Genomic DNA, 19,693 nt, shown 5'->3' on the forward strand with positions numbered 1-19,693 from the left:
CGCGGGTGCGGGCGGCGGGCCTTCGGGCTGTCGCTTGCCCAGTGTCCTAGTCCTTCGTGAGTGCGGTGGTACTCCTACCAAGAGTACGTGCCCCGTGGCCTTGGGGTTCCCGCCGGTCCACAGCGGCCGGCGGCCGGGGCTCGCCGAACAGCGTCCGCCCGAGGTCCGCGCGGGCCTGCCGCACGGTGCCGCGGGCGGCGGCCAGCGCCTGCCGTACGCTCCGCCCCACCACGCGCGCCACCTCGGCGGCGGGCCGCAGCACATGGTCCCGGAGGGCGTGCCCGACGGGGGTGAGGACCGTCCGGTACACCCAGCGCACCGGCTCCACGAAGATCCACCGCAGGAGGGTCCCGAGCACCCGTCCGACGGCCCGGGAGATCCGCCCGGCGATCCGCCAGGCGTGCCCGAGGGCCTCCCCGGTCTCCCGCGCGACGACGGCCAGGACCCGGCCCACTGGCACGAGCACCCAGCGCCACAGGGCGAGGGCGGGCAGGACGAGCAGGACGCGGGCCGTCCAGTACAGGACGGCGCCGATCCCCGTGGCGACGGCGCCCGCCAGCCACGCCAGCGCCCGTCCCACGGGTGCGAGCACCCACGCGTACAGCCATCGCGCCGGGACGACCAGCAGGTGCCGCGCGAGCCAGGACGCGACGGCGAACGCCCCCGCCCCGGCAGCCGCCAGCAGCAGGCCGGCGCCCTTCAGCAGCCAGGCGATCCCCCGCCCGACGGGGGCCAGCACGCGCGCGTACAGCCACTCGAGAGTGGCCCCGATCGACCGCGCGACCCGGGCGAGGCCATGCCCCAGGGGGGTCAGCACATACCGGTACAGCCATCGCGCCGGTACGACGACGAGCGCGTGCCCGAGCCACCCCAGCGCCTTTCCGGCGGGCACCACGACCCACCGCCACAGCGCGACGAACGGCCATACGAACAGGGCCCGGCCGAGCCACCGCAGCGCGCGACCGAGCGGACGCAGCACCGTGCGGGCCAGGAACCGCCCGGCGACGGTCAGCGCGTCCCACACCAGCCGAACGGGCACCACCAGCACGAGCACGACGATCCGCACCGGAACACGGATCGCCACGGCCAGGCACCCTTCCGGGTACTGCTCCTGGGCGGGCGGCTTGTCGAGGTCCATACCGGGGTAGACGCAGCGAACGCCCCCGCGGATGCAAGAGGGTCCTTCGTTCCGGACGGGAGGCCCTAGGTCACGCGTGCCTTGTACGACTCCGGATAGCGCTCGGTGAACTTGATGACCCCGACCAGCAGGACGATCGGGACGACCCAGTTGAACCAGTCGTCCATGGACGGGTTCCGGATGGCCAGCCAGGTGGAGAGCGCCATGAGGGCGAAGACCACGCCCCAGGCCGCCGTCAGCACCCGGTTGATGTGCGCGAAGACGGGCGAGTCCCAGTACTCGCGGGGTGTCTGCTGCCGGGCGTACTGCGCCGTGAAGGGATCGGCGAACAGCGACCCCAGCGCGACGACGGCCACGACGCCGTTGGAGATGACCTGGGCGTAGGTCTCCAGCCAGATGAGCTGCGAGCGGTCCAGGGCGAGCGCCAGGACCGTGATGACCGCGAAGAACACGATGCCGACCATGTCCAGGAGGTAGAACCTGCCCCGGAGCATGTCCTTCCCCGACAGCACGATCGCGGCGATCAGCGCGGCGAGTGCCGCGTACTCCCAGGTGCTGGGACTGGCGACCACTCCGAAGATGATCCAGGGGGCGAACGAGAAGAACACGCCGCCCGTGCCCGCGGGCTTCTGGGTCGGCGCCTTCGTCGCCGTCTGCTGCGCCATGGAGTCCTCCCGTCGGATGTCGGGACCGGCCCCCTCCCCCATCGTCGCGTGGCCTGCCGCATGCCGCCCGTCGTGCGCGGCGGGCACCCGGCCCCTACCGTGAAAGACGCGGTCCGGACGTGCGAGGGGGTGCCGTCACGGCCTGTCCGGGAGCCGCCATGACCTACCGATTCAGCGAGAACGTCCAGTTCGACTACGAGATCCGGCTCGCCCTGGGCTCGGCCTGGCGGCAGGGCGCGGATCCCGGCGAGGTGCTGGCCACCGCCTCGGCCGTCGCGGACGCCGACGGGCAGAGGTGGTTCGACGCCTGGGTGGGCCTGGGCAGCGCGGTCCGGGAGCAGGCCGACCGCGCCGCGGCCGGGGGGCACACGGTGAGCGCGCGGGACGGGTGGCTGCGTGCCGCCGGCTACTTCGGGACGGCCCTGGTGGGCGCCGACGCGGTCACCGATCCCGGGAAACGGCTGGCCGAGGTGTTCCCGGAACACCGCGCGTGCTTCGACCGCTTCCTGCGGGCCTGGGACCCGCCGGCCGAACCGGTGGCCGTCCCCTATGAGGACACGTCGCTGCCCGGGTACCTCGTCGGCCCGCCCGGCGTCTCCGGCCCGCTGCCGACGCTGATCGCCAACAACGGCAGTGACGGTCCGGTCAGTTCCGCCTGGACGCTGCTGGGCGCGCCGGCGGTGGCCCGCGGATACCGGGTCCTGCTCTTCGACGGGCCGGGCCAGCAGTCGACGCTCTTCGAACGCGGGATGACCTTCCGGCCCGACTGGGAGCACGTCGTCACCCCGGTCGTGGACTTCCTCCGCTCCCGCCCCGACGTCGACTCCCGGCGGATCGTCCTGGCCGGCATCAGCCAGGCCGGGTACTGGGTGCCGCGCGCCCTCGCCTTCGAGCACCGGATCGCCGCCGCGGTCGCCGACCCGGGCGTGGTCCGGGTGGTGGACAGCTGGTGGCACAACCTCGGCCCGGAGCTACGGCAGTTGTGGGAGTCCGGCGACCGCGAGGCCTTCGACGGCTTCCTCCGGGAGGGCCTGAACCAGGACCCGGCGCTCGCCGCGATGTGGCGCTGGCGGGCCAAGCCGTACGGCATCGACTCGCCGTCCGCTCTGCTGACGGAGGTCTCCCGGTACGACGTCACCCCCGTCGCCGGCCGGATCACCACGCCGCTGCTGATCACCGACCCGGACGGTGAGCACTTCTGGCCCGGTGCCTCCAGGGAGCTGTACGACCTGCTGCCCGGCCCGAAACACCTGGTGCGCTTCACCGAGGAGGAGGGTGCGCACATGCACTGCGAGCCGCTGGGCCGGGCCCTGTTCGAGCAGCGTGTCTTCGACTGGCTGGACGCCCGCGTCGCCGCCGCCGGGACCCCCCTGTCACCGAACGACCACAGCCGGGTAACACATTGACCCGACCACGCCAAAGACATGGTTTCCGGTCACCGTGACTGGTTCGATGGGAGGCCAACTGAACTTGTTCACCTGGGGGGACAACCATGCACTGGTACATCGACGTCCTGAAGAAGTACGCCGTGTTCAGCGGCCGCGCGCGGCGGCAGGAATACTGGATGTTCTTCCTGTTCAACATCATCATCAGCATCGTGCTGGCGATCGTGGACCAGGCCATCGGCTCGAGCGTCCTGGGCATCATCTACTCGCTCGCCACCCTGCTGCCCGGCCTCGGCGTCGCCGTCCGCCGGCTGCACGACACCGGCCGCTCGGGCTGGTGGCTCCTGATCGCCCTCATCCCGCTGGTCGGTACGATCATCCTGATCGTCTTCCTCGCCACCGAGGGCAAGCCGGAGACCAACCAGTACGGCCCGAACCCGAAGTACGCCCAGGCCGCCTGAGCGGACACCAGCCGCGAAAGGCCCGCCGGAATCCTCCGGCGGGCCTTTCGCATGCCTTCACCGGCTGAGCCCGACCCGGCGAGGTGAGCGGCATTGCCCCATCGGACCGTAGGCGTTAGTCCAATCTACGGATAAAGGGCCGCGTTTCGACGTGACGCACGGGTTGACCGGTGCCGGAGGGTCCACCCTCGTGTGCGGATTCGGGACTGCACCCGGACCTTAGGCACAAGGAGCACGTCGATGAGTCCTGACTACAGGACATCCCTTTTCGGACCGCTGGCACGGCACCGGCTCAAGAAGGCGGGAACGGTCACCTCGCTCACGCTGGTCCTGGCGGCCGGTGTCGTGAGCCCCGCCGCCGCCGCGGCACACACCGTGACCGCGCACAAGGCCGCGAGCCGCGGCCACGGTGGCGACGACCACTGCAAGGACGACGATCACCCGACCCGTTCTCTCCTGAAGTCCTACTTCCGGGCGTACGGAGTCGGCGGGGACGGCAAGGACGAGTGCAAGGGCGCGACCGGTGCCACCGGCGCCACCGGCGCCACCGGCGCCACGGGCGCGACCGGCGCGGCGGGGCCCTGCTCCGACATCGACGCCAACCAGGACAGCGGCAACTTCGAGGTGCGGGCCACGCTGACCGGCGGCAGGACGTACGCGGGCATCCGTGACCTCACGGGGACCACCCCCGGTCCCTTCCTGTGGACGGACCTCACCACCCACCCCAACTACCCGGCGAACCCCTGTGGCGTCTCGGTCGCCCAGCACTCCCTGGGCGGCCAGGCGGAGGGGGACCTGAGGGTCGACGTCGTGACCACGGGTGGCGCGGTCTACGAGACCACCTGCCAGATCGTCCCCAGCGACCGCACTCTGAACTGCGACAACAACGCCTGGGTCCTCGTGAACAGGCAGCCGGCCCCCAACGCCGTCAACGGCGGGACCATCGTCATGTGACCGGTGCTCCACCCCGGCTCGCACGGCCTGAGTTCAGGCTGCCTGCGCACCGCATTCGGGGTGTCCGGCGGATGCGGACCGCCGGACACCCCGTGCCGCGTTTCGGGCCTAGCGGCCGGGCGCCCTCGCGGCTCCCAGTTCCAGCAGGCTGACCGTCATCCCCGTCACCGACCGGCTCCGGGTCAGCGTGTACCGGCTCTGCAGGGCATTCGCCTGCGGCGGGTCGATGGCGGCGAAGGGGAAGTCGCTCCCCTGGGTCAGCAGCCAGACGCGCCGCTCGTGCCCGAGGCACCGGGCGGGGACCGAACACTGCACGGGGTAGAGATCGTTGATCGCGGCGGGTGTCCTCGCGAGGAAGACGTCGCGCAGTCTCAACCCGCGGGGCAGGTAGTACTGGACCCCGCTGTCGAGCTTCCAGGAGTCCATACGGTCGTAGACGACGGCGTCTCCCGGCTGATGGAGCTTCCTGATCACCTCGGCCGCCGCCGCGTAGTCGACGGGCACCGGGGCGTTGTGCTCGAACGGCCCCCGCATCTGTCTCTGGTCGGGCAGCGTCAGGACGGACAGCAGCGCGACGAGAGCCAGGGCCGGCTTCCAGGAACGGCAGGTCGCGGCGAGGCCGGCCCCGGCGAGGAGTGCCCAGGCGGGCAGGGTGAACAGCACGTAGACGGACCGGAAGTAGGAGACCGCTCCGTGCGAGGCGCCCCAGACCAGGACGGGGGGCAACAGCGCCCAGGCGCCGCACAGGAGCAGCGGGGCCCGGCTCGGCGAGCGGGCCAGCAGAGCCAAGGTGACCATCGCCCCGGCACCCAGCGCGGAGGCGAAGACGTCGCGCGGCAGGGAGAGCGACGCCCATGCGTCGGGCTCGGGAACCCAGTACAGCTGGCGATGGGCCTGGGACCGGCCGAGCAGGGCGAGCGGGGTGACACAGCCGGCGACCGCCACCAGAGCGAGGGCGGACCTCCACCACAGCGAGCGGTCCTGCCTGGCACGGGCCGCGAGCGCACAGGCGTGGGCGAGCACGACGGACAGGGCGATCAGGTGCAGGAGCCCTACGACTGCCAGCGTGAGCACGTAGGCGGCCCACCGCCAGGGGCTGCCCGGCTTCTCCAGCAACCGGAGCAGGAGAAGGGTGGCCACGGCGACCGCGAGAACCACGAAAGCGTAGCTGCGGGCCTCCTGGCCGTAACGGCTCACCGCCGGGACGATGGCGAACAGAATTCCCGCGAGAATTCCGGCACGGTAGCCGAACAGCCGGTTACCGATGAGCCCCACGACGGCAGCCGAGCCGGCCATGGCCAATACCGTGGGGATTCGCAGGGAAACCACCGAGTCACCGAAAAGTCCGACCCACAGATGCATCAGCAGGTAATACGTGCCGTGCACGGCGTCGACGTTGTGCACGGTGGCGAGAATCCGGCCGCCGCTCCGGTTCACCATGTCCCAGGTGACCAGTTCGTCGCGGCCCAGCAGAGAGCCGGTCAGCCCGTAGCCGCCCAGGGCGAGCGTGATGGTGAACGGCCAGAGCCACAGCCGCACCCGTGCCTTTTCGGGCTCAGCCGCCCCGGGTCCCTCGATCTCCTCGCGTGGCTGGGGAAGCTGCGCGGTGATAACCATGAAAATCTCCCACGTCATGCACCATGAACGGCCCACTTATACACAGCCCTGGACACAGCGGGACGAGAAACGTCTCAGGCCTTCACCTGAATGGATGCCAAGCGCTGGCGGCGCTGCTTGTACGGACGTCCATGAGTCGGTAAATTCACCGCCGATCCTTTTCATCACAGAAAAGAAAAAGTCATGAAAACGGTCTGCCTCAACATGATTGTCAAGGACGAGGCTCATGTGATCCGACGCTGCCTCGAATCCGTGCGCCCGCTGATCGACACCTGGGTCATCCTGGACACGGGCTCGACCGACGGCACGCAGGACGTCGTCCGCGAAACCCTCGCAGGCCTGCCCGGGGCACTGCACGAAAGCCCTTGGCGGGGTTTCGACCTGAGTCGCACCGAGGCCATCGAGCTGGCGCGGGACCGTGCGGACTATCTGCTGTTCATCGACGCCGATGACGTGATGGAGACCGGCGGCCGCTTCACGATGCCGGAACTCGAATACGACTGCTACGACTTCGAGGTGCGTCACGGTCCTCTCGTCCACTGGCGCCCGACGATGGTGTCGACCCGGCTTCCCTGGCGGTACGTCGGGGTGCTGCACGAGTACCTGGACTGCGGCACGCACTTCAGCCGGGAGACCTTCAAGGGCGCGCGCATGGTCATCATGGGCGGCGGCGGACGCCTCAAGGGCGGCGAGCGCGAGAAGTACCTCCGTGACGCCGCGATCCTCAAGGACGGGCTCGCCAAGGAGCCGGACAACGCCCGGTACGCCTTCTACCTGGCACAGAGCTGGCGTGACGCCGGCGAACCCGCCAAGGCACTCGCCGCCTACGACCGGCGCGCGGACATGGACGGCTTCGCCGAGGAGACGTTCTGCGCGCGGCTCTACGCGGCCCGGCTCGCGATCACGCTCAAGCGCCGGGCACCCGAGGTCATGGCCCGTTTCCTGGACGCGCACGAGTACCGGCCCACCCGGGCCGAACCGCTCGGTGAGCTCGCGCACCTGTGCCGTGTCAACGGAGAGCGCTGGCCGCTCGCGTACCTCTTCGCGCGGCGGGCGGCGGAGCTCCCACGCCCGCGGGACATCCTCTTCGTGGAGCACGCCTGGTACGACTGGCGGGCACTGGACGAGCTGGCGGTGTCGGCGTACTGGATGGGCGAGTACCGCGAGTCGCTGGAGTGCTGCGAGAAGCTGCTGGACGGCGGGAAGGTGCCCGAGGAGGATCGCGGCCGGATCGCCCGTAACCGCGACTTCGCCCGGGCCGGGCTGGCCACGGGCACCGGCGCGAGACCCCTCGTCGGCGCATGACCCCTGTCCGGCGGAGAGGCAAGTCCGGTACGGCCGTCGGACGCACGGCACAGGACCATCGGATGGAGACCGGCCGGTAGCGGGCGAGCCTGCGGGGAGTGCTGTTCGACCCCCTGCCCGAGATGGTCCAGGGGTGAGCCTCAGCAGCCCGAACCCGGTCGCCGGCTGCTTCGACCGACCGGTACGAGGCGCCCTCCCCGGCCCGGAAGGCGGCTGGTGGGGGCGCCCGCGTCCGGTCAGTCCCCCCGGGCCCCGGGGGCACCGCCGTCCGGCGACGGCAGGTCCTGCTCGGTCCAGAGAGTCTTGCCGCCTGGGGTGTAGCGGGTGCCCCAGTTGTGGGTCATCTGGGCGATGATGAACAGACCCCGGCCCCCCTCGTCGTCGCTCGCGGCGTGGCGCAGATTGGGCGTGGTGTGGCCGGTGTCGGACACCTCGCAGATCAACGTCCGGTCGCGGATCAGGCGCACCTGGATCGGGCCCCCGACGTAGCGGATGGCGTTGGTGACCAGTTCGCTGACGATGAGCTCGCTGGTGAACGCCAGGTCCTCCAGCCCCCAGTCCCGTAGCTGCTTGCTGACGGCGGTACGGATGCCGGCCACTCCGGCCGGGTCCGGCGGCAGCTCCCACTGGGTGAACTGGCTCCGGTCGAGCAGCCGGGTGCGGGCCACGAGCAGTGTGGCGTCCACGTCCACCGGCCCGGGCAGCAGGGCGGTCACCGCGCGGTCGCAGAGCTGGTCCAGGGACGTCCGGTCACCGGCGAGGATCCCGGAGAGCTGGGCGAGCCCGGCGGCCCGGTCGGCGGTGGCCTGCAGCAGGCCGTCCGTGCACAGGGCGACGAGACTGCCCGGCGGCAGCCGCAGCTCCGCGCTCTGGTAGGGCACACCGCCGACGCCCAGCGGTGGTCCGGGGGGCAGCTCCGGGTACTCGACGACGCCCGTGTGCGGTTCGACGACCGCCAGCACCGGATTCCCGGCCCGCGCCAGGCTGCACTGCCCGGAGACCGGGTCGTACACCGCGTACAGGCAGGTCACGCCCCTGGCCTCGTCGGCCTGCGACCTCGGAGGGCTCGGGCCGCCGTGGCCGTCCCCGCGCTCGTGCGCGGTCTGCTCGACCAGGTCGTCCAGGCGGGACAGCAGCTCGTCCGGGGTCAGGTCGAGGCGGGCCAGGACGCGCACCCCGGTACGCAGGCGGCCCATCGTGGCGGCGGCGCGCAGGCCGTGACCGAGCACGTCCCCGACGACCAGGCCGACCCTGGTGCCCGACAGGGGGATCACGTCGTACCAGTCGCCGCCCACCCCGGACCCGTTGTCGGCGGGCAGGTAACGGCTCGCCGAGTCGAGGGCGGTGTGCGACGGCAGGCGGCGCGGCAGCAGGCTCCGCTGGAGCTTGAGGGCGACCCCGTGTCCGCGGGTGACCACCGGCATCAGCAGCAGACCGAGCAGCAGGGCGCCGAGACCGATGACGGTGACCCCGCCGGTCGGCCCGAAGAGCGGCAGGTCGACGCTGGTCGCGCCGTAGCCCGGGGCCGCGTAGACATACGTGGCGTAGAGGAACAGGGCGAGCATGATCAGCCCGCCCAGGCCCGGCAGCACTCCCTTGAAGACGAGGTCCTTGGTGCTGCGGTCGAGGATCTTGCGGTAGTACCAGAGGCAGGCGAAGCCGGTCAGGCCGTAGTGGAACGTGATCGCGAGGCCGACCGAGTCGACCGAGTCGGCCAGCACGTTCCCGCTGAAGGAGGTCAGCAGCACGAGGAAGGCGATCGAGACCACGCCCATCCCGACGGTCGACCAGGTCGGCGTCAGGAACCTGCGGTGCACCCGGGCGAACCGGGCGGGGACGGCCTTGTGGACCGCCATGGAGAAGACGGTCCGGGCCAGCGGCAGGATGGTGGTCTGGGTGGACGCCAGCGCCGAGGTCAGCACCATGAGGATCAGCAGCCGGGACAGCACCAGACCTGTCCCGTCGCTTCCGAAGACGGCTTCGCCGAGCCCGGAGAAGACGTCGTCCGAGTTACTGGTGTTCCCCAGCCCGACGCCCGAGCCACCGGTTCCCGCGAAGGCCTGCGCCGAGGTGGACACCAGCGCGTACATGATCAGCAGCAGTACGGTGGACATGACCGCCGCGCGGCCGGGGATGCGGGTGCTGTCGACCGTCTCCTCGTTGATCGAGACGGCGGTGTCCCAGCCCCAGTAGATGAAGACCCCGGCCAGGAGACCCGAGGTGAGGGCCTTCGTCGAGGAGATCTCGAGGGGGTTGAACCAGGACGCGGAGACGTGGATCGCGGTCGGCGGTACGTCGATGTAGGCCTTGACCAGCGCGGCGACGGCGAAGACGAGCAGCATCCCCACTTCCATGCAGAGCAGCCAGCGCTGCAGGGCGGCCGAGAACTCGATGCCGACGTAGCAGACCGTGGTCATCACGGCGATCCAGACGATGCCGGCGACGGTGGTCCACAATCGGTCCTCCGCCAGTCCGTCCAGGCCCACCAGCCGAAAGCTGTACGTGCCGGCGATCTCGGCGAGACTCGCCATGACGATGACGTTGGCGACGACGATGCCCCAGCCGCCCATCCAGCCGGTGCGGGGGCCGAAGGCACGGGTCGCCCAGGTGAAGGTCGTTCCGCAGTCGGCGTTGCTCGCGTTGAGTTCCCGGAAGGCGTACGCGATCAGCAGCATCGGGACGAACGACAGCATGATGACGATCGGGGCCTGCAGGCCGACCGCCGCGACGATCAGGCCCAGTGTGGCGGCGAGGCTGTAGGCGGGGGCGGTGGAGGCAAGCCCGATGACCACCGAGGAGAACATGCCCAGCGCGTCGTTCTTGAGTCCTTTGCGACCGGCCCCCGTCCCGGGAGCGGGGCGGTCGGCGGACCCTGCGCCGCCAAAATGCCACACACTCGATTCCAACGCCGGGCCACCGCCCCCGCAACAGCGCGGGGCGCCCGCGAATCGCTGACTCGCGGGCGCCCTCCGGCCGGCGTGGCCGGTCCGCCGCTGACCGGGGTCGGTCAGAACGCCTGGTTGTTGCAGCCCATGTCCGAGCCGAGGTGGCTCTGCTGCGCCCCGGGGTTGCCCTCCCCGTTCAGCAGGTTGCCCCCGAGGCCGGTGAGGGCGCCGACGCTGCCGAGCACCTCGATGTTCATGTCGTGCGAACGGCACTCGACGCCCTGCGTGACGTCGATGTCGTGGCCGGGCTCACCGTGTGCGAAGGCGGTGCCGGCGCCGAACGAGCCGACGGTGCCGAGCATGGCGCCCACGAGGACCGCCTTGTGGAACGTGCGCATGGTTTCTCCGTTGTCCGGGGTGGAATCTGCGAGGGGTACGGATCGGGTGGTGACGCGGGCGTCCGCGGCGGGGGCGGTCAGCCGAGTCGGGGAAGCCCGAGCTGACCGACCGGCGGTGCCGCGAGCTGACCGAGGCCGACCGGAGACAGTCCCGGGGCGCTCGGGGGAGCGATGATCGGGTTGACGAGCGGGTTCACCTGAGGGTTGACCTGCGGGTTCACCTGCGGGGCGACATGTGCCGGGGGCTCCTGGCTGACGGCCTGGGGCATGGCCACCTGCGGGGCGACCTGCGGCATGACCTGGGGCATGACCTGCGGGACGACCTGCGCCGGCTGCGCGGGAGCGGCCTGCTGGTACGGCGCCGGCTGCTGGTACGGCTGCTGCTGCGGGTACGGCGCCGGCTGCGCGTAGGGCGACGCGGTGGCCTGGGCCGAGCCGTGCGACACGGCCGACGCCGAGGCGTAACCGGTCTGCTGGGGCGCCTGCGGAGCCGGGGCCGGAGCGTAGACCTGGGGTGCCTGCTGCGGAGCGGGGGCCGGGGCGTAGGCCTGCGGAGCCGGGGCGGGGGCGTAGGCCTGTGGAGCCGGCTGTGGTGCCGGGGCCGGGGCGTAGGCCTGTGGAGCCGGCTGTGGTGCCGGGGCCGGGGCGTAGGCCTGCGGAGCCGGCTGATCGGGACTCGGCGCCGGAGCGGCGCTGCCCTGTCCGACTGGAGAATCGGCATGGCTGACGCCTACGCCGATGACGGACAGACCGCCGGCCGCCGCTACAACGAGCGCGGCCTTGTGAAGCTTGCGCATGAAACCCTCGGCCCTTCGATACCTGAAAAGGGAAAGCAATTGCGTTCGGCGCCGTCACGCGTGTAATCGGTGCGATATTCACACCGCACCGTCAGCAGCGCTGCTCCTGACCGGCACACGGACGTCACGTGAAGCGGGGCAGCGAAATTCCTCGCCCTCTTTTGAGTCCACGTCGCTGCCTTCTCCCCGTCGGAACGAGAATTCCCACGCCGTGGTCACGGCGCCCGAAGGCCTGTCACCCGTTTGCCGCATCTCCGGAAGACGCATCACGGCATATGCCGGCCCATGCCTTTGCGTCGAATGGGTGACCCCGGACCGGCGGCCGTATCCGCGGCCGTTCTCCTCTCGTTCCCCACGGGCCGGACTCGACGGTCCATCGCGCGCCGTCGGCCGCATCGGGCAGCGGGACAGCGAAGGCCGTGCCGCCCCGTCAACGTTTCACCAGGTTCCGCGCACAGGTCAACGAAGGGCCGAGGATTCCATGCGCAAGCTTCAGCACGTCGCGCTCGTCATCGCAGCTGCGGGCGGTCTGTCCGCCGTCGGCGCCGGCCCGAGCTCCGCCGCCCCAGTCGCCTACAACGGGACCGTTCCGCCACCCGTCTCACAGCCGGACGCCCAGGCCGCCTCGGCCACCTCCTCCCAGGCGACCGCGCAGACCTACGGCTCACCGGCCCCGCAGCAGGCCGCCCCGCAGCGAGGTACCGAGGTCGCCCCGCAGGTCAACCCCCAGCTGAACCCGCAGATCAGCCCCCAGATCTCGCCCCAGGCCCAGCAGGCCCCGCAGGGCGCCCCGCAGACGATCAACCAGGGCGGTGCGGTGAGCCAGAGCAACCTGTTCCGTCCGTACCAGGAGTGCAGCCCGCAGAACGTGCTCGACGCGAACGTGCCGGTCGCCCTGCTCGCCGCCGCCGAGACCCGGGGCGTCGACTGCACCCAGGCCAACAGCCAGTCGAACTCCCTGGCCAGCGCCCAGCAGTACTGACGGCCGTACGCCGGCGCCTCGTCCCGGTCCGCACGCCACACGATCCGACGGTTCGTCATATCCGCTACGGAGTACGGGTTTTTTGGGCGTGCGACCATGGAGGCGGCGCGCCGCCGCCCGTTTTGGGGTATTTCGCACTAATCTCCCGTAACTGTAAAACGTCGATCTGCCACAGATCACACCCTCACTCCACCGGAGATGACATGCGCAAGCTTCGCAACGTTGCCGTCCTGATCGCCGCCATCGGCAGCATCGGACTCGTGGGCGGCACGGCCCACGCCGCGGGCGGCAAGGGCGGCGACCACGGTGACAAGTTCAAGATCACGCAGAGCTCGAACTGCAAGTCGCACGACCTGAACCTCGACCTCCTCGGCGAGGTCGGCCTGCTCGACGGCCTGCTGGGCAACGGCCTGAACGGCGAGGGCAGCCCGGGCGCCCAGAACACCCACATCGGCTCGACCATGGGCTGCAACAACAGCGCCTTCTGAGCCCCGCTCCGGCGCACCGACGCCGGAGCGTGAATGGTCCCGGCACCGCGGCCCGCGCCCGGTGCCGGGACCACTGCCGTTCCCCACGAACCTCACCCGCCTCACTCATCGGGAGATCACATGCGCAAGCTCCGCACAACCGCCCTGCTCGTCGCCACCATCGCAAGCGCCGGGTTCTTCGGCGCCGGCGCCGCCCACGCCGGCGAGGGCTGGGGCAAGGGCGGCGACGAGTTCAACATCCAGCAGAGCAGCACCTGCACCTCGCACGACCTCAACGCCGACGTCCTCGGCGAGGTCGGCATCGCCAACGGCCTGGGCGGCAACCTGCTGAACGGCGAGGGCAACCCGGGTGCGCAGGCCACTGACATCGGCTCGACCATGGGCTGCAACAACAGCGCCTTCTGAGCCCCGCTCCGGCGCACCGACGCCGCAGAGCGAATGGTCCCGGCACCGCGGCCCACGCCCGACGCCGGGACCATCGACGTTTGCCCGGAGAACGGCCACCGAAAGCCCGAACGGCAAGCCCCGGTGCCCCGACCCGCGGTCGGCACACCGGGGCTTGCCGCTTCCCCAACGGACCGTCGGTACCGGCGGTGTTCAGAAGTCGACGTGCGGCTTCTTGAAGCCCTCGGGCAGCTTCGCCGTGTTGGAGCAGTCCACGACCTGCCCGGTGCTCGCGGACTCCTCGCCCGTGGCCTCGTCCGCCGAGAACACCACGCTCGGACGGTCGGCCGTCGAGCAGTCCTGCTTCTGCTGGATGATGCGCGTGCCGTCCTTGTCGACACGGGAATCGTTCTTCTGGACGCACACGGTGCCGCCCTGTGCGGTGCTCTGGCAGCCACCGGGGAGCCCGACGGCGTGCGCCTGGCCGGCGCCGAGGCAGAGCACGGCGAGACTTCCCACGAGCCCCGAGGCGGTGGCGATCTTCCTTGCGGTGGACATGCGCTGTGTTCCCCTTTCTCAAAACGGCAGGCCCGGACGCCTTCGCCTGTGACCGGCGTGCGCCCGGGCCGATGTACCTGAACCGCGCCCTCGACGGCCGGACTTGTCGTCCGGCGCACCCGAGGGCGGGATGGCCGCAGCCCGGGCGCGTGCCGTTACGGCCGGCGCGCGCCCGGGCTGTCTTCGCCACGGTGCCACGGGGACACCGCTCGACGGAGTACGTCGTTACTGGTCCTCGCCGTGCTCGCCGTAGCCCTGCTCGGGCCCGGAGTCCTTCTGCTCCTCCTGCGGCTGACCCTGCGGCTGCTCCTCCTGCGGCTCGGCCTGCGGCTGCTCCTCCGGCTGGCCCTGCGGCTGGACGTAGTAGCCACCACCGACGGCGACGGCGTTGGCCGAGGAGTTGGCCACGGCACTGATCGCCGGAGGCGCGTCGTTCTCGCCGGCGAAGCTGGCCCCGGCCCCGAGGACGGACAGTCCGGCCACCGCCGCCGCTACGATTGCAGCGCGCTGAAACTTACGCATGGATTGACCCTTTCTTACCCGGACGGAACGCCCGGATCGACTACGTGGTGTGAGGATATACACACTCTCCGTAGTTGCCGAGGATCTACACTCCCCATGTCGTGTCCGCAACTTGAGCGGCGGCGGCCTCAACGGCCCTCAGGGCGTCAGGCCGAACAAACCGTTCTCCCCGTCACCCTCGTCGGGCGCCACCCCCATCGTGGTGGGAGCACAGGTGATCTCGGGTCCGACCCGCATGACCCCGGTACCGAGGGCGGCGGGCAGCCTCACGGGCTGCACCGGCGCACAGGTCTCCTGGTGGGGCATGACGCCGTCCTCGGGCACCTCGCCCGTGATCCGCTGCGTACAGCTGATGTTGCCCTGGAGGTCGGGGGTGCACGGCGTCGGCCCCCCTGCGGCGAACGCCGGAGTGACGCCGGCGCAGGCCACGGTGAGGCCGCCGACGAGCCCCGAGACAGCCGCGATCTTCATCCTGCTGAACATGTGTTGCGTCTTTCTCTGCAGGGGCGCCCGAGAACCGGCCGCACCGGGCCGGACTCAGCCGTTGAAAGCGGTGTTGTACTGGCCGCAGGTGGTGTCCAGGGTGCCGGCGATCCCGAGCACGCCGACCGGGATGCTGTTCTCGGCCACCGTCTGCGGGCTGCACTCCTGGTAGGGGCGGTAGGAGTCGGACACCTTCGGCCCGTTGTCGGAGGTGTCGGCGACCGCCGTGCCGACGCCGATGGCGGAAAGGCCACCGGCCGCCACTGCTGCGATCACGACCTGCTGAAACTTGCGCATGGAACCCTCGGTCCTTTGCCTGAACAACGAAATTGATTGCCTAGCGTGACGGCCCAGACACTAGCAGTAGCGATGAGCGACATTCCACATCGCCGGTCCGGCCGGGCGCCGGACAACCCCGCAGTGGTCACCGCGGGGACGCCAATTGACCGCATACGGCGCCGCCTTACCGAACTCGGGTGCGGTCGGCGGAAGTTCGTCAGAGGAAGGCCGGCTCCGCGACCCGCAGACGACTGTGCGCGGGCACGGAGAGGATCAGGTCCCGCAGCGCCTCGACGTACAGCCGTACGTTCTTGTACGCGACCTCGGTGTCCGGGTAGCGGCAGGCGAACCACAGGCCCTCGTGCAGGCGGTTGACCCAGGCGCACACCTGGTCGCCGTACGACACCCGGATCAGCCCGTACGCGTTCTGCTCGGCCCAGCGCGCCGATCCGGGGGTGAGCCGGGCGTCCACGTACGAGATGATCGAGTACATGTCGGGCGAGGTCGGGCGGAAGTCCGCGCCCAGCAGGCGCAGTACGCGGGCCAGCGGGATGCGGGCCAGCGACCGGTTGGCCTTCAGCTCGGCGCGGACCGTGGCGAGCGCGCCGTCGAAGTCCCGCGCCGCGGGCACCTCGATCGGGGCGCCGCCGACGTACCAGCCGACGGAGTCCGACCACGCGGACTTCAGCCGGGTGTGGAACGGCACGACCGTGCGGTAGACCGGTTGCCCGCCCAGCTCGTGGACGATCAGGCTCGTCGCGGCCAGGACGCCCACCAGGCTGCCGCCGTAGGGCCTGCAGTACGCCTCGAACGCGGCGGCGGCGTCCGCGTCGACGAGGGGCTCGCACAGCAGCTTCTGGGTGGGCAGCGCGTCACCGGGCCGCAGCCCGAGGTCGACGGGGAACTCCGGGAGCCTCCCGTCGCACCGGCCGATGAACTCCCGCCAGCGGTCGACGATCGCGTGGGTGTCGTCGATCCCGTCCGCGCTCGTCCGCTCCTGCTCGCAGAAGTCCACGTAACTGCCCGGGGGCGTGCCGGCCGCGGGCAGACCGGTGACGTCCGCGGTGTACAACTCGCGGATCTCGTCGGGGATGCGCTGGAGCGAGTAGGCGTCGACGTTGGTGTGGTCGAAGGCCATGTACACGCTGGTGGAGTCCTCGCGGACGACCGCCGCGTAGATGAGGTTCGGCCAGCCGAGCGCGTCCGCCGCCACGTCGAATCGGTCCTGCAGATACCGGACCAGGGCGTTGGTGTCGGCGAAGTCGCCGACCACCTCGCGGTGCAGGGACACGTCGCCCTCGCCGAGGGTGAACCTGTGCATCTCCTCGTCGGCCCACCGGAATCCGCTGCGCAGCGTCTCGTGACGCAACGTCCAGCCGCGCAGCGCCCGTTCCAGCGCGTCGAGGTCGGCAGACCCCGGAAGGTCGAACGCGGTGCCCAGCCAGGTCGGTACGAACAGTCCGTCCTCCCGCACCGAACGGGCCGTCCGGATGTGCGACTCCTGGATGTACGCCGGCGGCCGCGGGTCCGGCGGCAGCACTGCCGCGGCCTGGACGGTCGCAGGGCTGAACGTCCACTCGACGAGTCGTCCGGGCCGGACCTCGCAGCGCTGGATGTCAGAAATTCGCACGGTGGCGTCTCCTTCGCAGAAGACACCAGCTTGGTGAAGGGGGCGCCGCGCGCGAGCGGCGGCCGCCGTGTCGCCGTCATTTCAGCGGGACGTGTGACGCGTCGAACGACGAAGCGATCACGCGGAGTTCACTCTCCGTCGAGGCCGGACAGCAGACGCGGGTTCACAGACTCAGCGTGATCGCGGCGCCGAGGCCGCCGAGGCCGAGGGCGAAGGCCGCCTCCATCCAGCCGCCGCCTCCCCAGGGGAAGAGGCGGTCGGCGGCCAGCCGGCCAGGACCGATGGCGGCCACGGCCAGGGCGACGACCGTGATGCAGACGCTGTATTCCACACCGCCGTCCGCTTCCCACAGGCCATGGGCACCGGTGACCGTAACCATCGCGTTGATCATGACGCCGATCAGGGCGGCGGCGGCCAGCGGCGTCAGCAGTCCGGCAGCCAGACCGAGGCCGCCGAGAAACTCGGACAGACCTCCGATCACGGCGTAGAGCCTTCCCGGGCGATAGCCCAGACCCGCGAAACCCTTGCCGGTCGCGGTCAGGCCCGGGCCCCCGAAGAGCCCGAAGAGTTTCTGCGCCCCATGGGCGGCCATCAGCAGGCCGAAGGCCAGCCTGATGAGCAGCAGGCCGAAGTCGGCGGCGGTGACGGCAGGCGCCACCGCTTCCTCGGAGCGAGCAGGGCGGTTCAGTATGCGGTTGGTCGGCATGGCGATACTCCGGTCGGAACGCTCCCCCATCCGATCCTTGCGCCGCGAGCGGCATCGGGCATCCGGGCGGCGGCCGTACCTGTCGGTGGGGAGCCGACACCCTCGCGTGACCCACCTGTCAGCGGCTGAAGGTGCCCAGCCCATTGGCGTCGAGATGCTCGATGGTGACGCTCGTGGCCCTGCCGGAACGGGGGTGGAACGTGACGCCGGACAGGCCGACGGCGTTCTCGCCCTGTGTCCCGTAGCTGAAGGTGTCACCGGAGTAGTGCCTCAGGGGGAACGACATCCTTCGCGGGCCCAGCGTCATGCTCAGCCTGCCGCTGTCGTCGCTGGTGACGGTGACGGGGCCGTAGTAGTCGTTGGCATAGGTGCCCGTGTAGACGTCGTCGGCCTCGGCCGGCTCGGCGTCGGCGGGCGGCTTGGCGTAGTTCGTCGGGGAGATGCCGGTGTAAGCGGCGGCCCGCACCACCTTCCCGTAGAAGGACAGCCAGTCGACCGTCTGCCTGCCGTTCTGGGCGATGTCGAAGAACGCGGCGGCCACCGCCTCGGGCACGCCGATGGGCTGTCCGTTCGTCAGCACCACGATGCCGAGCCGTTCGCCGGGCAGCAGCGTGACCTCGGTCGCGGCGCCCAGGTCGAAGGCGCCGGAATGGTTCAGGCGCAGCCGTCCGCGCTCGTCGTACCCGACGTTCCAGCCGAGCCCGTAGAAGCCCGGCTCACCGGCCGGCGCGAGGGGGTCCATCGCGACGGAGTGCGGGATGCGGGTCTGGTCCAGCGCTGTCGCGTCGACCTGCTGCCTCCCCCCGAACGCGCCGTTGTCCAGTTGCAGACGCATCCACTTGGTGAGGTCGTCGACGGTCGAACTCGCACCGCCCGCGGGCGCCTGACTGTCGGCGTTCTCGGTGGTGGAGGGCCTCCAGCGGCCGTCGACCTCGACATGGGCCGAAGCCCTGTCGGCGGCCTTGTCGTAGTCGGCACGCTCGTAGCTGGAGTGATCCATCCCCAGGGGCTCGAACAGTGTGTCCGCCGCCAGCCGCGGCCAGCTCGTCCTCGCCGCGTCGGCCACCGCGACCCCCGCCGCGGTGAAGCCGTAGTTCGTGTAGGCGTAGCTCGCGCGGAACGGGGCGAGCGGCTCCAGCCGCAGGTGCCGGAGGATGTAGTCGCGCTGGTAGCCCAGGTCCTCCAGCAGGTCACCGGCGTGGTCGGGCAGACCGCTGCGGTGCGAGAACAGGTCCGCGAGCGTCACGTTCGCCGTCACGTACGGGTTCTTGAGCGCGAAGCCCGGATCATGGACGATCATCCGGTCGTCCCAGCCGACGACCTTGTGTCCCACGGCCCCGGAGACGACGGTGGACGCCAGTGGCTTCGACAACGACGCGAGCTGGAAGACCGTCCCGGGATCGACCTTCTCGCTCTTGCCCAGCTCACGGACGCCGAAGCCCTTCGCGTACACGACCCTGCCGTGGTGGACGACGCCCACGGCGACCCCTGGCACCCCGGTCTTCCGCATCGCGTCGCGCACCAGGCCGTCGAGCCGGCCCACAGCCGTGTCCACCTGCGCCCGCGTCAACTGGGGCGGCGGCTGCTTCGGTGGCGTGGGGGCGAGCGACGCGCCGGCGGACGGACTGCTGGTCGCGGCGTCGACGCCGGTGCACCCCGGCAGGACGGCCGCGAACACTCCCAGGTACACCACAGCGGCGCCCACCCGGGCCCGGCGGCACAGCCTTCTTCCACGACTCCGATTCGCCATGATCCAGCTACCTCGCGCTCGCCTGCCCTCTGGGGCACGCCCGGCACCCTTTCCATATTCACCGCAGCGGCGAACCACGGCACCCGGGCGTCACCGAGCGGGTGAGAAGCGGGGAGAAGCGGGTACTGGCGGGCGGGCCGGCGCCACGACGTCGCCCGGGCGGCAGGGGCACGCGGCGCGCGGGTCTGCAGGCCCGACAGGACCTGCGTCAGTACCTCGGCGGCCTGCTGGAGCAGCGCCACGGCCGGCCGGGAGACGACCTGCTGGCACGGCTTGCGCGGCGACCCGGACCTGGGCGTACCGCTC

General features: G+C 70.8%; 20 protein-coding genes. 7 read left to right on the plus strand and 13 right to left on the minus strand.

Going from position 1 to position 19,693, the window contains the following annotated elements; all coding sequences use genetic code 11:
- Window positions 1–46 precede the first annotated feature (46 nt).
- Together ACZ6B1_RS06000 and ACZ6B1_RS06005 are read right to left on the minus strand one after the other, a co-directional pair.
- Window positions 47–1,138: a hypothetical protein gene (locus ACZ6B1_RS06000; protein ID WP_468775352.1), complete on the minus strand. Its 1,092-nt coding sequence runs from the start codon at window positions 1,136–1,138 to the stop codon at window positions 47–49.
- A gap of 65 nt (window positions 1,139–1,203) precedes the next feature.
- Window positions 1,204–1,803: a DUF3159 domain-containing protein gene (locus ACZ6B1_RS06005; protein WP_468620024.1), complete on the minus strand. Its 600-nt coding sequence runs from the start codon at window positions 1,801–1,803 to the stop codon at window positions 1,204–1,206.
- A gap of 158 nt (window positions 1,804–1,961) precedes the next feature.
- Between ACZ6B1_RS06005 and ACZ6B1_RS06010 the strand changes: the two genes are divergently transcribed.
- The 3 genes from ACZ6B1_RS06010 (at window position 1,962) to ACZ6B1_RS06020 (ending at window position 4,603) form a co-directional block, all read left to right on the plus strand.
- A complete protein-coding gene (locus tag ACZ6B1_RS06010; protein ID WP_468775354.1) occupies window positions 1,962–3,209 on the plus strand; it encodes an alpha/beta hydrolase family protein in 1,248 nt (415 codons plus the stop codon).
- Window positions 3,210–3,295: 86 nt separating this feature from the next.
- The gene (locus ACZ6B1_RS06015) at window positions 3,296–3,649 is read left to right on the plus strand and encodes a DUF805 domain-containing protein (RefSeq protein WP_468620022.1); all 354 of its coding nucleotides are present in this window, start codon (window positions 3,296–3,298) and stop codon (window positions 3,647–3,649) included.
- 240 nt (window positions 3,650–3,889) lie between these two features.
- Window positions 3,890–4,603 carry a hypothetical protein gene (locus tag ACZ6B1_RS06020; RefSeq protein ID WP_468775356.1) on the plus strand — a complete coding sequence of 238 codons (714 nt, stop codon included), beginning with the start codon at window positions 3,890–3,892 and terminating at the stop codon, window positions 4,601–4,603.
- A 108-nt stretch (window positions 4,604–4,711) separates the two neighbouring features.
- Here the strand turns inward: ACZ6B1_RS06020 and ACZ6B1_RS06025 are convergent, their stop codons facing one another.
- Window positions 4,712–6,220: a glycosyltransferase family 39 protein gene (locus ACZ6B1_RS06025; protein WP_468775358.1), complete on the minus strand. Its 1,509-nt coding sequence runs from the start codon at window positions 6,218–6,220 to the stop codon at window positions 4,712–4,714.
- Between the two features lie 183 nt (window positions 6,221–6,403).
- Between ACZ6B1_RS06025 and ACZ6B1_RS06030 the strand changes: the two genes are divergently transcribed.
- Entirely contained in the window at window positions 6,404–7,525 is a 1,122-nt protein-coding gene (locus ACZ6B1_RS06030; protein WP_468775360.1) for a tetratricopeptide repeat-containing glycosyltransferase, read from the plus strand.
- A gap of 236 nt (window positions 7,526–7,761) precedes the next feature.
- Here the strand turns inward: ACZ6B1_RS06030 and ACZ6B1_RS06035 are convergent, their stop codons facing one another.
- From ACZ6B1_RS06035 to ACZ6B1_RS06045, 3 genes are all read right to left on the minus strand, one after another.
- The gene (locus tag ACZ6B1_RS06035; protein WP_468775362.1) at window positions 7,762–10,329 is read right to left on the minus strand and encodes an amino acid permease; all 2,568 of its coding nucleotides are present in this window, start codon (window positions 10,327–10,329) and stop codon (window positions 7,762–7,764) included.
- A gap of 203 nt (window positions 10,330–10,532) precedes the next feature.
- Window positions 10,533–10,808 carry a hypothetical protein gene (locus tag ACZ6B1_RS06040; protein ID WP_468775364.1) on the minus strand — a complete coding sequence of 92 codons (276 nt, stop codon included), beginning with the start codon at window positions 10,806–10,808 and terminating at the stop codon, window positions 10,533–10,535.
- A gap of 77 nt (window positions 10,809–10,885) precedes the next feature.
- Window positions 10,886–11,605 carry a hypothetical protein gene (locus ACZ6B1_RS06045; RefSeq protein ID WP_468775366.1) on the minus strand — a complete coding sequence of 240 codons (720 nt, stop codon included), beginning with the start codon at window positions 11,603–11,605 and terminating at the stop codon, window positions 10,886–10,888.
- A 481-nt stretch (window positions 11,606–12,086) separates the two neighbouring features.
- Between ACZ6B1_RS06045 and ACZ6B1_RS06050 the strand changes: the two genes are divergently transcribed.
- The 3 genes from ACZ6B1_RS06050 (at window position 12,087) to ACZ6B1_RS06060 (ending at window position 13,480) form a co-directional block, all read left to right on the plus strand.
- On the plus strand, window positions 12,087–12,587 hold the full coding sequence (locus ACZ6B1_RS06050) for a hypothetical protein (protein ID WP_468775368.1): 501 nt from the start codon (window positions 12,087–12,089) through the stop codon (window positions 12,585–12,587).
- A gap of 203 nt (window positions 12,588–12,790) precedes the next feature.
- Entirely contained in the window at window positions 12,791–13,075 is a 285-nt protein-coding gene (locus ACZ6B1_RS06055) for a hypothetical protein (protein ID WP_468775369.1), read from the plus strand.
- A gap of 120 nt (window positions 13,076–13,195) precedes the next feature.
- On the plus strand, window positions 13,196–13,480 hold the full coding sequence (locus ACZ6B1_RS06060; RefSeq protein WP_468775371.1) for a hypothetical protein: 285 nt from the start codon (window positions 13,196–13,198) through the stop codon (window positions 13,478–13,480).
- Between the two features lie 192 nt (window positions 13,481–13,672).
- Here ACZ6B1_RS06060 and ACZ6B1_RS06065 read toward each other — a convergent pair whose 3' ends face one another.
- The 7 genes from ACZ6B1_RS06065 to ACZ6B1_RS06095 all read right to left on the minus strand — a co-directional run bounded on the left by ACZ6B1_RS06065 (window position 13,673) and on the right by ACZ6B1_RS06095 (window position 19,330).
- The gene (locus tag ACZ6B1_RS06065) at window positions 13,673–14,017 is read right to left on the minus strand and encodes a hypothetical protein (RefSeq protein WP_468775373.1); all 345 of its coding nucleotides are present in this window, start codon (window positions 14,015–14,017) and stop codon (window positions 13,673–13,675) included.
- A gap of 225 nt (window positions 14,018–14,242) precedes the next feature.
- The gene (locus ACZ6B1_RS06070; protein WP_468775375.1) at window positions 14,243–14,539 is read right to left on the minus strand and encodes a hypothetical protein; all 297 of its coding nucleotides are present in this window, start codon (window positions 14,537–14,539) and stop codon (window positions 14,243–14,245) included.
- A gap of 138 nt (window positions 14,540–14,677) precedes the next feature.
- On the minus strand, window positions 14,678–15,010 hold the full coding sequence (locus tag ACZ6B1_RS06075) for a hypothetical protein (RefSeq protein WP_468775377.1): 333 nt from the start codon (window positions 15,008–15,010) through the stop codon (window positions 14,678–14,680).
- A 66-nt stretch (window positions 15,011–15,076) separates the two neighbouring features.
- The gene (locus ACZ6B1_RS06080) at window positions 15,077–15,319 is read right to left on the minus strand and encodes a hypothetical protein (protein WP_199210523.1); all 243 of its coding nucleotides are present in this window, start codon (window positions 15,317–15,319) and stop codon (window positions 15,077–15,079) included.
- 199 nt (window positions 15,320–15,518) lie between these two features.
- Window positions 15,519–16,931, minus strand: coding sequence for a condensation domain-containing protein (locus tag ACZ6B1_RS06085; protein ID WP_468775378.1), 1,413 nt, complete (start codon window positions 16,929–16,931; stop codon window positions 15,519–15,521).
- A 163-nt stretch (window positions 16,932–17,094) separates the two neighbouring features.
- Window positions 17,095–17,637 carry a DoxX family protein gene (locus ACZ6B1_RS06090; RefSeq protein ID WP_468775380.1) on the minus strand — a complete coding sequence of 181 codons (543 nt, stop codon included), beginning with the start codon at window positions 17,635–17,637 and terminating at the stop codon, window positions 17,095–17,097.
- A 118-nt stretch (window positions 17,638–17,755) separates the two neighbouring features.
- Window positions 17,756–19,330, minus strand: coding sequence for a serine hydrolase (locus ACZ6B1_RS06095; RefSeq protein ID WP_468775382.1), 1,575 nt, complete (start codon window positions 19,328–19,330; stop codon window positions 17,756–17,758).
- Window positions 19,331–19,693 lie beyond the last annotated feature (363 nt).

The sequence above is a fragment of the Streptomyces sp. NPDC041129 genome (genome assembly GCF_055592265.1).

Excerpts from the sequence above, each read along its gene's own strand:
- ACZ6B1_RS06045 (WP_468775366.1), bottom strand. The coding sequence starts at position 11,605 with ATGCGCAAGCTTCACAAGGCCGCGCTCGTTGTAGCGGCGGCCGGCGGT.
- ACZ6B1_RS06090 (WP_468775380.1), bottom strand. The coding sequence starts at position 17,637 with ATGCCGACCAACCGCATACTGAACCGCCCTGCTCGCTCCGAGGAAGCG.
- ACZ6B1_RS06020 (WP_468775356.1), top strand. The coding sequence starts at position 3,890 with ATGAGTCCTGACTACAGGACATCCCTTTTCGGACCGCTGGCACGGCAC.
- ACZ6B1_RS06060 (WP_468775371.1), top strand. The coding sequence starts at position 13,196 with ATGCGCAAGCTCCGCACAACCGCCCTGCTCGTCGCCACCATCGCAAGC.
- ACZ6B1_RS06075 (WP_468775377.1), bottom strand. The coding sequence starts at position 15,010 with ATGAAGATCGCGGCTGTCTCGGGGCTCGTCGGCGGCCTCACCGTGGCC.
- ACZ6B1_RS06065 (WP_468775373.1), bottom strand. The coding sequence starts at position 14,017 with ATGTCCACCGCAAGGAAGATCGCCACCGCCTCGGGGCTCGTGGGAAGT.
- ACZ6B1_RS06035 (WP_468775362.1), bottom strand. The coding sequence starts at position 10,329 with ATGTTCTCCTCGGTGGTCATCGGGCTTGCCTCCACCGCCCCCGCCTAC.
- ACZ6B1_RS06010 (WP_468775354.1), top strand. The coding sequence starts at position 1,962 with ATGACCTACCGATTCAGCGAGAACGTCCAGTTCGACTACGAGATCCGG.
- ACZ6B1_RS06030 (WP_468775360.1), top strand. The coding sequence starts at position 6,404 with ATGAAAACGGTCTGCCTCAACATGATTGTCAAGGACGAGGCTCATGTG.
- ACZ6B1_RS06070 (WP_468775375.1), bottom strand. The coding sequence starts at position 14,539 with ATGCGTAAGTTTCAGCGCGCTGCAATCGTAGCGGCGGCGGTGGCCGGA.
- ACZ6B1_RS06040 (WP_468775364.1), bottom strand. The coding sequence starts at position 10,808 with ATGCGCACGTTCCACAAGGCGGTCCTCGTGGGCGCCATGCTCGGCACC.
- ACZ6B1_RS06000 (WP_468775352.1), bottom strand. The coding sequence starts at position 1,138 with ATGGACCTCGACAAGCCGCCCGCCCAGGAGCAGTACCCGGAAGGGTGC.
- ACZ6B1_RS06055 (WP_468775369.1), top strand. The coding sequence starts at position 12,791 with ATGCGCAAGCTTCGCAACGTTGCCGTCCTGATCGCCGCCATCGGCAGC.
- ACZ6B1_RS06025 (WP_468775358.1), bottom strand. The coding sequence starts at position 6,220 with ATGGTTATCACCGCGCAGCTTCCCCAGCCACGCGAGGAGATCGAGGGA.
- ACZ6B1_RS06005 (WP_468620024.1), bottom strand. The coding sequence starts at position 1,803 with ATGGCGCAGCAGACGGCGACGAAGGCGCCGACCCAGAAGCCCGCGGGC.
- ACZ6B1_RS06080 (WP_199210523.1), bottom strand. The coding sequence starts at position 15,319 with ATGCGCAAGTTTCAGCAGGTCGTGATCGCAGCAGTGGCGGCCGGTGGC.
- ACZ6B1_RS06050 (WP_468775368.1), top strand. The coding sequence starts at position 12,087 with ATGCGCAAGCTTCAGCACGTCGCGCTCGTCATCGCAGCTGCGGGCGGT.
- ACZ6B1_RS06015 (WP_468620022.1), top strand. The coding sequence starts at position 3,296 with ATGCACTGGTACATCGACGTCCTGAAGAAGTACGCCGTGTTCAGCGGC.